The 13,096-nt window shown below is 69.7% G+C and carries 15 protein-coding genes; 4 read left to right on the forward strand and 11 right to left on the reverse strand.

Features of this window, described 5'->3' with window-relative positions; all coding sequences use genetic code 11:
* Positions 1 to 126: 126 nt before the first annotated feature.
* Positions 127 to 528 (reverse strand): hypothetical protein, encoded by a 402-nt coding sequence (locus F3H57_RS16850; protein ID WP_149757178.1) that lies wholly within the window; start codon positions 526 to 528, stop codon positions 127 to 129.
* Between the two features lie 12 nt (positions 529 to 540).
* The gene (locus F3H57_RS16855) at positions 541 to 1,743 is read right to left on the reverse strand and encodes a pyridoxal phosphate-dependent aminotransferase (RefSeq protein WP_149757179.1); all 1,203 of its coding nucleotides are present in this window, start codon (positions 1,741 to 1,743) and stop codon (positions 541 to 543) included.
* A 97-nt stretch (positions 1,744 to 1,840) separates the two neighbouring features.
* Between F3H57_RS16855 and F3H57_RS16860 the strand changes: the two genes are divergently transcribed.
* The 3 genes from F3H57_RS16860 to F3H57_RS16870 all read left to right on the forward strand — a co-directional run bounded on the left by F3H57_RS16860 (position 1,841) and on the right by F3H57_RS16870 (position 3,087).
* A complete protein-coding gene (locus F3H57_RS16860; protein ID WP_149757181.1) occupies positions 1,841 to 2,236 on the forward strand; it encodes a helix-turn-helix domain-containing protein in 396 nt (131 codons plus the stop codon).
* Positions 2,233 to 2,505 carry an FAD assembly factor SdhE gene (locus F3H57_RS16865; protein ID WP_316633608.1) on the forward strand — a complete coding sequence of 91 codons (273 nt, stop codon included), beginning with the start codon at positions 2,233 to 2,235 and terminating at the stop codon, positions 2,503 to 2,505. Before F3H57_RS16860 ends, F3H57_RS16865 begins: the two co-directional genes overlap by 4 nt.
* An 84-nt stretch (positions 2,506 to 2,589) precedes the next feature.
* Positions 2,590 to 3,087 (forward strand): MarR family winged helix-turn-helix transcriptional regulator, encoded by a 498-nt coding sequence (locus F3H57_RS16870; protein WP_223163115.1) that lies wholly within the window; start codon positions 2,590 to 2,592, stop codon positions 3,085 to 3,087.
* A 150-nt stretch (positions 3,088 to 3,237) separates the two neighbouring features.
* Here F3H57_RS16870 and F3H57_RS16875 read toward each other — a convergent pair whose 3' ends face one another.
* The 9 genes from F3H57_RS16875 to F3H57_RS16910 form a co-directional block, all read right to left on the reverse strand.
* Complete coding sequence (locus F3H57_RS16875; protein ID WP_149757274.1) at positions 3,238 to 4,242, reverse strand: P1 family peptidase; 1,005 nt, start codon at positions 4,240 to 4,242, stop codon at positions 3,238 to 3,240.
* Positions 4,239 to 4,979: a glucose 1-dehydrogenase gene (locus tag F3H57_RS16880; protein ID WP_149757183.1), complete on the reverse strand. Its 741-nt coding sequence runs from the start codon at positions 4,977 to 4,979 to the stop codon at positions 4,239 to 4,241. The genes F3H57_RS16875 and F3H57_RS16880 overlap by 4 nt, the downstream gene beginning before the upstream one ends.
* On the reverse strand, positions 4,970 to 6,571 hold the full coding sequence (locus tag F3H57_RS16885; RefSeq protein ID WP_149757185.1) for an ABC transporter ATP-binding protein: 1,602 nt from the start codon (positions 6,569 to 6,571) through the stop codon (positions 4,970 to 4,972). The genes F3H57_RS16880 and F3H57_RS16885 overlap by 10 nt, the downstream gene beginning before the upstream one ends.
* Entirely contained in the window at positions 6,568 to 7,383 is an 816-nt protein-coding gene (locus tag F3H57_RS16890) for an ABC transporter permease (RefSeq protein ID WP_149757187.1), read from the reverse strand. Before F3H57_RS16890 ends, F3H57_RS16885 begins: the two co-directional genes overlap by 4 nt.
* Positions 7,380 to 8,324 (reverse strand): ABC transporter permease, encoded by a 945-nt coding sequence (locus F3H57_RS16895; protein ID WP_149757189.1) that lies wholly within the window; start codon positions 8,322 to 8,324, stop codon positions 7,380 to 7,382. The genes F3H57_RS16890 and F3H57_RS16895 overlap by 4 nt, the downstream gene beginning before the upstream one ends.
* Before the next feature lie 10 nt (positions 8,325 to 8,334).
* Positions 8,335 to 8,496: a hypothetical protein gene (locus tag F3H57_RS22310; RefSeq protein WP_188129723.1), complete on the reverse strand. Its 162-nt coding sequence runs from the start codon at positions 8,494 to 8,496 to the stop codon at positions 8,335 to 8,337.
* Positions 8,497 to 8,561: 65 nt separating this feature from the next.
* Positions 8,562 to 10,031: an ABC transporter substrate-binding protein gene (locus F3H57_RS16900; protein WP_149757191.1), complete on the reverse strand. Its 1,470-nt coding sequence runs from the start codon at positions 10,029 to 10,031 to the stop codon at positions 8,562 to 8,564.
* A 96-nt stretch (positions 10,032 to 10,127) separates the two neighbouring features.
* Complete coding sequence (locus tag F3H57_RS16905; protein ID WP_149757193.1) at positions 10,128 to 11,402, reverse strand: acetylornithine deacetylase/succinyl-diaminopimelate desuccinylase family protein; 1,275 nt, start codon at positions 11,400 to 11,402, stop codon at positions 10,128 to 10,130.
* A 116-nt stretch (positions 11,403 to 11,518) separates the two neighbouring features.
* Positions 11,519 to 12,454 (reverse strand): DUF2125 domain-containing protein, encoded by a 936-nt coding sequence (locus tag F3H57_RS16910; RefSeq protein WP_149757195.1) that lies wholly within the window; start codon positions 12,452 to 12,454, stop codon positions 11,519 to 11,521.
* Positions 12,455 to 12,519: 65 nt separating this feature from the next.
* Between F3H57_RS16910 and F3H57_RS16915 the strand changes: the two genes are divergently transcribed.
* On the forward strand, positions 12,520 to 13,059 hold the full coding sequence (locus F3H57_RS16915; RefSeq protein ID WP_149757197.1) for a gamma-glutamylcyclotransferase: 540 nt from the start codon (positions 12,520 to 12,522) through the stop codon (positions 13,057 to 13,059).
* Positions 13,060 to 13,096 lie beyond the last annotated feature (37 nt).

Here is a 13,096-nt window from a genome sequence, read left to right on the forward strand (position 1 = left end):
ACCTCCCTCTCGGCACGTCCCCGCGCCCCTGCTTCTTTGGGCCGGCAAATACTCCGGGGGTGTGGGGGCTGGCCCCCACGAGGACCCCTGCCAACCCGCGCTGCCCGCCGGTATCTTGCACGGCGCTCATTCCTTCGCCAGCCGATCGGCTTTCTTGCGCACCAGAACCGTGCGCAGGTCGTGCATCGCCAGAAGTAGCGCGTCAGTCACTTCCTCCAGCTGCTCGTCCGCCGCGCGGCTCTGCGCCCAATGCGCCGTCAGGTTGAGCTGGTCGACCGTGCGGTGGATGTCGTCGATGTCGCGCATCGCCAGAAGCGCCTGCCGTTCGGTCATCCAGGCGCGGATCTCCGCCATGTCGCGGTCCGACAGCTCCCGCGCGCCGTGCGGCCTGATCTCGCCGCTCCGTGTGTTGACCACCGCGATCTGCTCCATCTCGATCCGCCGCTGCCGGGTCTCGGCATCGACGCGGAAAACGGCAGCGCCGTTCTCGCGGACGCGGAAATAATAGTCCGGCAGGGCTCCCGACATGATGTCTCCTCGTCAGGTCAGGCCGTCGCAGAAGGCGCGCAGCCGTGCCATCGCCTCGGTCAGCATGGCGTCCGACGCGGCATAGCTGATGCGGATGTGCGGCGACAGCCCGAAGGCGGCGCCGAAGACAACGGCGACGCCGGTTTCCTCCAGCAGCGCCGCCGCGAAGGTCTCGTCATCGTCGATCCGGGCGCCCCCGGCCGAGGTCTTGCCGAGGCAGCCGGCGACCGACGGGTAGACGTAGAAGGCCCCCTCCGGCACCGGGCATGAGACGCCGGGGCAGGCGTTCAGCGCTTCGACCACCCTGTCGCGGCGAGTGCGGAACACCTCCGCCCGCTCGGCCAGGAAATCCTGCGGTCCGCTCAGCGCTTCGACCGCGGCCCACTGGCTGATCGAGCACGGGTTGGTCGTCGATTGCGACTGGATCTTGCGCATCGCCGCGATCAGTTCTTCGGGGCCGCCGGCATAGCCGATGCGCCAGCCGGTCATCGCATAAGCCTTGGAGACGCCGTTCACGGTCAGCGTGCGGCCGTGAAGCGCCGGCTCCACCTCCGCCGGCGTTGAGAAAACGAAATCGTCATAGGCCAGGTGCTCGTACATGTCGTCCGACATCACCCAGACATGCGGATGGCGCAGCAGCACCTCGGTCAGCGCGGAGAGCTGGTCGCGCGTATAGCCCGCCCCGGTCGGGTTTGACGGAGAGTTGAAGATCAGCCACTTGGTCCGCGGCGTGATCGCCGCCTCCAGCGCCTCGGGCGTCATCCGGAACCTGGTATCGATCGAGGTCTCCACGATCACCGGCGTGCCACCCGCGAGGCGCACCATGTCGGGATAGCTCACCCAGTAGGGCGCCGGGATCACCACCTCGTCGCCGGGGTTCAGCGTCGCCATCAGAGCGTTGTAGAGAACCTGCTTGCCGCCGGTCGACACGGAGATCTGCGCCGGCGTGTAGTCGAGCCCGTTCTCGCGCCGGAACTTGTCGCAGATCGCCGCCTTCAGCTCCGGGATGCCGTCGGGCGCGGTGTATTTCGTCTCCCCGCGCTCGATCGCGGCGATGGCGGCGCGCTTGACGTTCTCCGGCGTGTCGAAGTCCGGCTCCCCGGCGCCGAGGCCGATGATGTCGCGCCCTTCGGCCGCGAGCTCTCTCGCGCGCTGGGTGACGGCGACGGTGGGCGAGGACTTGACCCGGGAGAGCGTGTCGGAAAGCAGTCCCATCGCGTCGGCTCCGGTTTGAAATGGCGCAGCCACTGTCATACGGTTCCACCCAGGCACGTTCAAGCGGACGCAGGGAGAGGTCCGCGTAAGGAGTGACATGGACGACGAGACGGATTGGTACGGACCGGAGGCCGCCACGTTCGGCGACCGGCTGGCGGCGGCGCGCGAAGCCGCGGGCATGAGTTCGGAGGACCTGGCCAAGCGGCTCGGCGTCAAGCACTCGACGCTGCAGGGCTGGGAAGCCGACCGCAACGAGCCGCGGGCGAACCGGCTGCAGATGCTCTCGGGCATTCTCAACGTCAGCATCGTGTGGCTCTTGACCGGTGAAGGCGACGGTGTCGACGCGCCCGGCTCGGATCACCTGGAGACCTCGGACATGCGGGCGCTTCTGACCGACCTGCGCGCCGTCCAGGCCGAGATGAAGACGACGGCCGAACGGGTCGGCCGGCTCGAGAAGCGCCTGCGCCAACTCGTGCGGGAGGCTTCGGGGTGAGCGCGGCCGAAGAACCCGCGGAGGTCCGGCTGAAGCGTCTGCGGATGCGCTCGGCGCGCCGCGGCACCAAGGAGATGGATCTCATTCTGATCCGGTTCTCGGAAACGGAGCTGGGGGCACTCGGCCCCGAGGATCTCGACCTGTACGAGGACCTTCTGTCCGAGAACGATCAGGATCTCTACGCCTGGATCAGCGGCCAGCGGCCCGCGCCCGACCGTTACGGGGCGCTGGTTGCGCGGATCGCAGGGGTCATGTCGCAGAAGGTCTAATAATTTTCGCACGGATGCGCCAAGCTTAACAGCTTGTCAGGGATTTTCGTCGAACCTCCGGTTCAGAGTGAATTGGAGAAGACGATGAGCGTGCACACGTCAATGGCCTCGGCGGAGCGGTCGAGCTTCATGGCGAGCTATCTCGATGCGCTGTCGCTGGTGGAGCGGCTGCACCGGCTGCTGCTCGACGTGATCAAGGACGAATTCGAACGGGTCGGCATCCTCGAGGTCAACGCGGTGCAGGCGCTCTTGCTGTTCAACATCGGCGACAACGAGGTCACGGCGGGCGAGCTGAAAACGCGCGGCTACTACCAGGGCTCGAACGTGAGCTACAATCTCAAGAAGCTCGTGGACGCGGGTTACATGCACCACCAGCGCTGCGAGATCGACCGCCGCTCCGTCCGTGTGCGCCTGACCGAACGGGGCCGGGAGATCCGCGACATCGTGGCCGAGCTGTTCTCGCGCCACGCCGAGGGGCTCTCCTCTAGCGGGGCTGTCGGGCGCGAAGGCTTCGACGACATAACCCACACGCTGCGACGGGTAGAACGCTACTGGGCCGACCAGATCCGCTACATCTACTGATGCGCCGGGCGGGCCTGCCATGCAGGGCAGACCTGCTGGGCCAGCGGGCGTGATGACACGAGGTTTGATGCGGTATCGTGGGGTCGTTCTTTGCGCAGCGCGATCGGCCGAGGCTGGGCAGAGTGCAAGACCCGGCTTGGTGCGATGATGCTAGAGACCAAGGCTCTGGCGCGCCGTGGGCAGGCTATCGCCCGGCGACGGTGTCGCCTCCCAGACCGCGCGCGCGATAGCGCGGGCCATTGCGACGGAAGCCGCGTGCCCGAGAAGGGCAAGCTCCGTCAGCGGATCGTCCAGAGGGCGCGCGCCGGTGGAGGCCGCGAAGATGAGGTCGCCGTCATGCGGGGCGTGCGCGGGCACCAGCGCGCGGGCGTAGCCGTCATGCGCCGCGATGGCGAGCCGCCGCGCCTGCGCCTTGTCGAGCGCGGCGTCCGTCGCGACGATCCCGATCGTGGTGTTGCCCTGCGCCGCCATCGCGGCGGCCTTGCGGCTTGCGGGCAGGGCTTGCAGACCGACCTTCGGGTCCGGGCCAAGACCGCCGAACTCGGCGCCCACCTCGAACGGCGCGGCCCAGAAATGCCGGCCCGACGGTGTGAGCGCGCAACCCGTGGCATTGACCGCGACGAGCGCGCCGACACTGGCCCCCGACGGCAGCACGAAGGAGGCGGAGCCGAGACCGCCCTTGACCTGCCCCGTCTGCGCGCCGGTACCCGCGCCGGCGGTGCCGAGCGCGAAGTTCTCCCCCGCGCTCTCCCATGCAGCACGACCGAGCGCGGGATAGGGATTGTCCCGCCATCCCTTCTCGCCGCCGTTCAGCAGATCGAAGAGGATCGCCGCCGGCACGATGGGCACTCGTGCCGACAGCACCGCAAATCCGCGGCCCGCATCATGCAGCGCCGCCATCACGCCGTCCGCGGCGGCGAGGCCGAAGGCGCTGCCGCCCGACAGGACCAGCGCATCGACGCCGGGGGCGATCTTGTCCGGATCCAGAAGGTCCGTCTCCCGCGTGCCGGGGGCGCCGCCCTGCACCGCGACACCGCAGGTCAGCGGCGCGGCTCCGGTCAGGACCGTGGTCCCGGATTTCAACCGCGCGTCCTCCGCGTTTCCCACGCGCAGGCCCGCGACATCGGTGATCAGGTTGCGCGGTCCCGGCGTCAGATGCATCGCCCGCCGTCCACTTCCAGCACCGTCCCCGTGACCATCGAGGCGTCGTCCGAACACAGGTAGAGCGCCGCGCCCCCCATGTCCTCGGGCGTGGAGAACCGTCCCATGGGGATCGTCGACAGGAACTTGGCCCGCGTCTCCGGCGTGTCCTCGCCCAGGAACCGGCGCAGAAGCGGCGTTTCCCCCGCCACGGGGGCGAGCGCGTTCACCCGGATGCCCGCAGGCGCAAGCTCCACCGCCATCGCCTTCGTCGCGGTGATCATCCAGCCCTTGGAGGCATTGTACCAGTTGAGCCGCGGCCGCGGCGACAGCCCGGCGGTCGAGGCGACGTTGAGGATGACCCCCGCGCCGGCGCGCTTCATCGCTGGCACCAGTGCCCGCGCGGTCAGGTAGACCGATTTGCAGTTCACCGCGAAGACGTGGTCGAACTCCTCTTCCTCCACGTCCTCGAGCGCGGTGGGCATGTGGGTGATGCCGGCATTGTTGACCAGGATGTCGACACCGCCCATGCGCTCGGTCGCGGCCCCCGCCATCCGCTCCACGCTGCCCCTGTCGGCCACGTCTACGGCCTGCGCGATGGCGCCGATCCTCCGGGCGATGCCCTCGGCCGGGCCGGCGGCGATGTCGGCGACCATCACCGTCGCGCCTTCCTCGGCGAAGCGCTGCGCGATGCCCGCCCCGAAGCCCGAGGCGGCGCCGGTGACGATGGCCCGCTTGCCTTTCAGTCGCATGTCGTCTCCTCCTTCGCTCTGCCCGCGCTGTCGGGCAGCACCGGCGCCGCCTCCAGCAGCGCCCGCGTGTGCGGATGCTCCGGCGCGGCGAACAGATCCTCCGCCGGACGGTCCTCCACGATCTCGCCCTCCTGCATCACCACGATCCGGTCGCAAATCCCGCGAACCACGGACAGATCGTGGCTGATGAAGAGGTAGGCGAGTCCAGCCGACCGGCTGAGTCCCGCGATCAGGTCGAGGATACCGGCCCGAACGCGCACGTCGAGGGCGGAGACCGCCTCATCGAAGATCACCAGCTCGGGCCGGGTGACAAGCGCGCGGGCGATGGCGATGCGCTGGCGCTGTCCGCCGGAAAACGCATGGATCGACTTGTGCGCGTCCGCAGGGTCGAGCCCGACGGAGGTCAGCGCCTCGGCCACCCGCTCCGCGCGGTCCTCCACCGGGCCGAGCAGGTGCAGCGGCTCGGCGACCAGCCGCGCGACCGGGTGGCGCGGGTTGAAGCTGGCATAGGGGTCCTGGAACACCACCTGCATCTTGCGCCTCAGCGCCGGGTCGCGGCGGTCCGCGCGCACGCGCGCACCATCGAGCGTGACGATGCCCTTCGCCGGCGCCTCCAGCCCCAGGATCGCGCGGGTCAGGGTGGATTTCCCGCATCCCGATTCGCCCACGAGACCCACCCGTTCGCCCTTGCGGATATCGAGGTCGATGCCCCGCAGCGCGGTCTGCGACCGTGCCTTCGCGAAGGGGTGCGGGCGCGGCAGGGGATAGTCCTGCCGCAGCCCGCGGACCTCGAGCAAGGGGCCGTAGGTGCGCCGCTCTCCCAGCGTCGCGCGATGGCGAGAGGCGGCGAAAAGCGCGCGCGTGTAGGGGTGCGCCATCTCTGCGAACACGCGGGCTGTCGGGCCGGTCTCGACCACGCGGCCCTTGTTCATCACCGCCAGCCGGTCGGCGCGGCCGTGCACCACCGCCAGATCGTGGGTGATGAGCAGAAGGCCGAGGTCGTCCTCGCGCACGATGCGCGTCAGCAGATCGAGGATCTTCGCCTGCGTCGTGACGTCGAGCGCCGTGGTCGGCTCGTCGGCGATGAGCAGGCGCGGGCGCAGCGCCAGCGCCATGGCGATCCCGACCCGCTGGCGCTGCCCGCCCGACAGCTCGTGCGGATAGCGCGACGGCGGGATGCGCTCGGGGTGAAGGCCCATTCGGGCGAGCGTGTCGGCGGAGCGCGCCTCTGCCTCCGCGCGGGGCGTGCCGCGCAGGCGCAGCGTCTCGGCGACCTGGTCGCCGATGCGTTGCACTGGGTTGAGCGCCGTCATCGGCTCCTGAAAGACCATGCCCATCGCTTGGCCACGGAACTGGCAGAGGTCGCGTTCGGAGAGTGTCAGAAGGTCGGTGCCGCCGAGCCGGATGTGCCCGGACGCGCGCGCGCCCGCCGGTAATAGGCCCATCGTGGCGAGCGCGGTCATCGACTTGCCCGACCCGCTTTCGCCGGTGACGGCCACGATCTCTCCGGCGGCGACGTCAAGCGACACGCCATGCAGGATTTCCGTCGCGCCGATCTTCAGCGTGAGGTCTCGGACCGACAGAAGGCTCATGTCCGAAGGTCCCGCAGCCGCGGGTCGAGCACGTCGCGCAGCCCGTCGCCCAGAAGGTTGAGGCCCAGCACCATGAGCACGATGGCCAGCCCCGGCATCAGCGCGACATGGGGGGCGATGGCGGTGAGGGTCTGCGCCTCGGCCAGCATCCGGCCCCAGGACGGCACCGGGGGCTGCGCGCCGAGGCCGACATAGCTCAGCGCCGCCTCGGCGAGGATGCCGAGCGAGAACTGGATGGTGCCCTGCACGATCAACAGGTTGGTAACGTTCGGCAGGATATGCTCTGCGCTGATCCGGGGCGCGCCCTTGCCGGCGACGCGGGCGGCCATGATGAAGTCCCGCTCCCAGAGGGCGAGCGCCGCGCCGCGCGTCAGGCGGGCGAAGACGGGGATGTTGAAGATGCCGATGGCGACGATGGCGTTGACCGCGCCGGGGCCTGCGATGGCGGTGATCAGGATGGCGATGACGAGGCTCGGGAAGGCGAAGACCAGATCGTTGCCGCGCATGATCACCTCGTCGAGGAGCGTGCCGCGCATGGCGGCGGCGGCGAGGCCCAGCGGCACGCCGGCGGCCATGCCGATTCCGACCGCGACCAGCGCCACGGCGATGGAGGTGCGCGCGCCCACCATCAGCATGGCGAGAAGGTCGCGCCCGAGGTGATCGGTGCCGAGCCAGTGCTCGGGCGACGGCGGCTGCAGCTTGGACGCGATATCGACGCCGGTGACGTCCCCCGGCGTCCACACGTAGGACACCAGCGCCGCAAGGACGAAGAGCGCCGACAGGACCGCGCCGGGCACAAGCCGCCGGATCATCGCCGCCGCCTCAGCCGCGGATCGACCCAAGCATAGGCCAGATCGGTCAGGAAGGTGACAAGGATCACCGCGAAGACCAGCAGCATCACCACCGACTCGACCACGATCAGGTCGCGCTGGGAAATCGCCTGGAAGATCAGCCGCCCGAGGCCGGGCAGGAAGAACACCTGTTCGATGATGATCGCCCCGGCGAGAAGGAAGGAAAATTGCAGCCCGACGATGGTCAGCACCGGGATCAGCGCGTTGCGCACCCCGTGCCGCCAGAGCGCCTGGAACCGCGTGAGGCCCTTGGCGCGGGCGGTGCGGATGAAATCCTCGCCGAGCACGTCGATGAGCGAGGAGCGCAGCACCCGCGCCAGGATCGCCGCCTGCGGCAGCGCGAGCGCGAAGGCCGGCAGGGTCAGCGCCTTGATCGCCGCAAGCGGGTCGGACCAGCCGGGAAAGCCGCCGGCCGAGAACCAGCCGAGATTGATCGAGAAGAGCAGCACCAGCAGCATCGCGAACCAGAAGTTCGGCACCGCGATGCCGAGCTGCGTGGCGCCCATGACCGCGACATCACCGGCCCGCCCGCGCCGCGCCGCGGCATAAAGGCCCGCCGGAAAGGCCAGCAGGGTGGAAAGCGCGAGCGCGTAGAGCGCCAGCGGCAGCGACACCCAGAGCCGGTCGGCCACCATCCCCGCCACCGGCGTGCGGTAGGTGTAGGAGGTGCCGAAATCGCCCGAGAGCATGCCGCCGGCCCAGCTCAGGTATCGCTCCAGCTTGGGCTGATCGAGGCCGAGCTCGGCGCGAAGCGCGGCGACGGTGTCGGGCTGCGCGCCGGTGCCGAGCATGAAGCCCGCCGGATCGCCGGGTGCGACCTCCACCACCAGGAAGATCGCCAGCGACGCGACAGCGAGGCTGAGCGCGAGCGAGATGAGCCGGCGAAGCGCGTAGGACAGCATGGGGTGCAGGTTAGGGCTGCGCTTCGGGCCGGTCCACCGGGACCGGCGCGGCGAGATCGTGGCGCTTGCAGATGCGCCCCGGCAGCGTGCGCCAGGTGTGGAAACCGATCGCCTCGCAATAGGCGGGGCCTTCGGTGTCGCCGCTCCGGGTCGGCCGGATCGTGATGTCCATGATGGCTCCTGCCTTTTCGTGCTCGGGGTGGGCAGATTGCCCGTCCCAAGGGGCCGCGCGCCGTGTCATTCGGTCCAGCGGACGTCCGCGAGCGGGTTCGCCTGGGTTGGCTGGTTGGCCCAGAGCCCCTCGATCCCCGCTGCCGCGACGGTCGGCCAGGCGAGCTGGAAGAGGTATCCGTTCACGTAATCCTCCGCGATCGTGGTCTGAGCCTCGGCCAGAAGCTCCGAGCGCTCTTCGGGATCGGTCGTGGCCTTCAGGGTCGCCATGATCTGCTGGAACGCGGGGCTGGCGTACTGGAAGTAGTAATCCGGCCGCGCGTAGATGCCGATATCCATCGGCTCGGTATGGCTGACGATGGTCAGGTCGAAGTCCTGGCCGCGGAACACCTCCTCCAGCCATTGCGCCCATTCGAGGTTGACGATCTCGGTCTCGATGCCGATCTCGCGCAGCTGCGCCGCCACGATCTCGCCGCCGCGGCGGGCATAGGGCGGGGGCGGCAGTTTCAGCGACAGCCTCAGCCCCTCCGAAAGCCCGGCCTCGGCCAGCAGCGTGCGGGCCCTCTCCTGATCGTGGGCCGAGAGGCCGAGAAGATCGACGTAATCGGGATGATGCGGCGCGAAATGCGTGCCGATCGGCGTGCCGATCCCGTACATCGCCCCGTCGATGATCGCCTCGCGGTCGATGGCGTGGGCGATGGCCTGCCGCACCAGAACGTCGTCGAGCGGCGGCTCGGCGTTGTTCATGGCCAGGATCGTCTCGCCCTCGGAAGAGCCCATGATCACCTGGAATCGCGGATCGTTCTCGAATTGCGGCAGGTTTTCGGGCGCGGGGAAGTTGGAGAAGACATCGATGTCGCCGGCCATCATCGCCGCGAAGGCCGCCGTGGGGTCGGAGATGAAGCGGAAGGTCGCGGTCTCCAGCGCCGGGGCCTCGCCCCAGTAATCGCCGTAGCGGGCCAGCTCGATCCGGTCGCCCTGCACCCATTCGTCGAAGACGAAGGGGCCGGTGCCAACGGGGGCGGACTTGATGTCCTCCGCGCTCTCGGGCGCGACGATCACCGCGTCGCCCCAGGCGAGGTTGAAGGGCAGCGCCCCGTCCGGTTCGGCGAGCGTGATCTCCACCGTCTGCGGATCGACGACCGCGACCTCCTCGATGCCCTCGAAAAGGACCTTCTGGGCGTTCGTGCTGTCCTCGCCGCGCGCGCGGTCGAGCGTGAATTTCACGTCCTCGGCGTCGAAGGCGCTGCCATCGTGGAAGGTCACGCCCTCGCGTAGCGCGAAGGTGTAGGTGGTGCCGTCCTCGCTCACCTCCCAGCTTTCGGCGAGCGCCGGTTCGATGCTGCCGTCGGACGCGAAGCGGGTCAGCCCCTCGAACACGTTGGCATAGAGAACCGAGTCGATCGCGCCGGCGGCGGCGGAGGTCGGGTCGAGATGCGGGGGCTCCAGCTGGATCGCGAGCGTGAGGCCGGTCTCCTGCGCGACGGCCGGCAGGGCGCAGAGGACGAAGGCGGGGGTGAGGATGCGGGATCTCATCGGGCTCTCCTGTTGGGGTGCGGCGTGACGCGCTTGGCCGGAGCTTGACCCGGAAGGCGTGGCGCGTTCAAGCGCCGCCGGCCCGGCCCGCGCGCTTCAGGGCAGCAACAGCCGTTCCAGCACGCGCCCCATGACCCGCGCGGAATCGCGCATGTCGGTGATGCCGACCCATTCGTCCGGCTTGTGCGCCAGCTCCAGGATGCCCGGCCCGTAGGCGACGCAGTTCCTCAGTGCGCCGATACGGTCGATATGCTTCTGGTCGTAGCTGCCGGGGGAGGCGACGAAGGCGGCCTCCGCCCCGAGCGTGTCGGCGATGGCGGCGCGCAGGGTGGTGACCACCGGCGCATCCTCGGGGGTCATCGACGGGATCACGCGGTTGATCTCGCGCAGGCGGTAGTCGAAGCCGGGCCGGGTCTCCTTCAGCCGCTCCAGCAGCGCGCCGATTTCGGCCGCCGCCGCGTCGACGCCTTCCTCGATCAGCACGCGCCGGTCGATCTGCAGGGTGCAGCGGTCGGGCACGTTGCAGGCGGGCAGGGAGGTGTCGCCGGGTCCGCGCGCCGGCTCCCCGCCGTGCAGGGCGTTGAGGTTCATCGTCGCCTGCCGCGCACCGTCGGGGATCACCGGCATCTCCGTGCGCCGGGCGGCGAGCGCGGGGAAAAGCTCCGCCTCGAACGCGGCGAGCACCGCGCCCATGTGGCGCACGGCGCAATCGCCGAGGAAGGGCATGGAGCCGTGGGCGATCTCTCCCAGCGTCTCGATCTCCGCCCACCAGGCGCCGCGATGGCCGAGGCAGATCCGGTCCTTGCCGAGCGGTTCGGGGATGATGACGTGGTCCACCCGGCCCGGCGCGAACCAGCCCTCGCGGGCAAGGTGGGCGACGCCGCCGTAGCCGCCGGATTCCTCGTCGGCGGTGCCGCTGATCTCGATCGCGCCGGCGAAACCGGGGTGTTCGTCGATGAAAGCCTCCGCCGCGACGATGGCGGCGGCGAGCCCACCCTTCATGTCGCAGGTGCCGCGGCCGTAGATCCGGTCCCCCTCCACCGCGCCGCCGAAAGGGTCGCGCGTCCAGCCGTCGCCCAGCGTGACCACGTCGGTATGGCCGTTGAAATGCACGCAGGGGCCGGGGCGCGCCCCCTCGCGCCGTGCGACGATGTTCCAGCGGGGGTAGGCTGCGCTGTCGCCGGGGGCGCCCTCGGCCCGGATCCAGGCGCCGGCGAAGCCGCGCGGGGTGAGCCGCGCCTCCAGCGCCGCGCAGATCTCGCGGTAATTCTCACCGGGCGGGTTGCGCGTGGGGATGCGGACGAGGTCTTGCGTCAGCGCGACGAGGTCGTCGCGGCGATCCTCGATGCGGCGGGCGAGGGCGTCTGTCATGGCGGCTCCGCTCCTGTCTTGCCAGCGAAGTGTCGGGCGGCGCGGGGGCATGCGCAAGGCCCGGATGCCCGGTGCATGACCGGCCGGGGCGGCTCTGCCCGATATAGGGCAGAGCCTCAGCGCACCGGGATGCGCGGCGCCTCGCCCAGCGTCACCGGGCCGAGCCGGATCGTCCCGTCATCGAGCCGCAGTCCGACATCGAGTGTGTCCGACCCCCCGCGCAGGCTCGCCACGAGGTCGAGCGCCAATTCGGCCGCCTCCGCCCATTCCTCCGGCACACGGCCTTCGCTCACCGCACTGTCGAGAAGCGCCTGCCAATCTTCGGCTCGCAGGTCGATGTCGCCCGACAGGCGCCCGCGGTCGTCGACGTCCAGATCGCCCGACAGGCGCAGCCGCGCGTCGGGCAGTACGTAATCCAGCGTGTCTATGTCGAGGCCGGTCAGACGCGCGCCCCCGCCGGACAGCGAGGGTGGCGCCTCGAAATTCAGCTCCGCGCGCACCGTGATCTCGCGGTCGGCTTCCGGTCCGTCGCGGGACGAGACGGCCAGCCGATAGTCCGAGGCGCCCTCCGACACCGCGTCGAGATTGGCGCGCAGCCCGCTCAGGTTCACCCGCGTGTCCGGCCCGTCGACCGCCAGCGTATCCGCTTCCACGTGCAGCCGGCCGAGCGTGGCATCGGGGCCGAGCACGAGGCTCGCCCGCAGGCCGTCGCCTTGCGCCACGTAGGTATCCCCGTTCACCGTGACCTCCTGCCGCTGGGCCAGCGCGAAGATGTAATGCGAGCGGTCGTAGATCAGCCGGAACACCTCGAAGCGTGGCGCCTGCCAGCCGGTCTCGGTCTCGGGGTCGTAGATCGTCACGTCGCGCAGTCGCACGTCCACCCGGTTGGGAAAGCCGCCGACGCTCAGCTCGCCATAGGCGGCGTCGCGCCCCTCGGCGCGCTGTGCGGCGAACCAGTCTTCGACCGCGCCGCGGACCGCGCGCGACTCGATGACCCACCAGGCCGACCAGAAGGCCGCGGCGACGACGATGACGATTGCCAGTTTCTTCATGGCGAGGCCCTTTCAGCGCGCATCAGCATGGTGTTTACAGGCGCCGGCAGACAAGGACCATGGCCATGACATTTTGGGTGTTCGGATACGCCTCGCTTCTTTGGAATCCCGGTTTCGACGTGGCCGAGCGTCGGCCGGCGCGGCTGAACGGCTATCACCGCAGTTTCTGCATGCGCTCCATCCATCACCGCGGCAGCCCCGAGGAGCCGGGGCTGGTGCTCGCGCTCGACGCGCAGACGGGGGCGCATTGCGACGGGCTGGCGCTGGCCGCGCGTCCCGAGGAGACGGAGGCGGTGCTCGCCTATCTGCGGGAACGCGAACTGGTGTCCTCGGCCTATCTCGAACGGCTGCTGGAGCTTGAGACGGACGAGGGGCCGCTGACCGCGGTCGGTTACGTGATCGACCCCGACCACGTGCAATACGCGGCAGACCTCGATCTCGAGGAACAGGCACAGATCATCGCCCGCGCGGTGGGCGGGCGCGGACCGAACACCGAATACCTTTGGAACACCACCCGGCACCTCGCGGAACTGGGCATCCCGGATGCAGAACTGCAATGGTTGAGCGATCGTGTTCGCTGCCTTGCAGCGGCGCGCTTGGCTTGATCCGGGAACCCGCTTAGGGTCCGCAAGAGGTGTCAAC

The sequence above is a fragment of the Roseivivax sediminis genome, from assembly GCF_900112685.1.
GTDB lineage: Bacteria > Pseudomonadota > Alphaproteobacteria > Rhodobacterales > Rhodobacteraceae > Roseivivax > Roseivivax sediminis.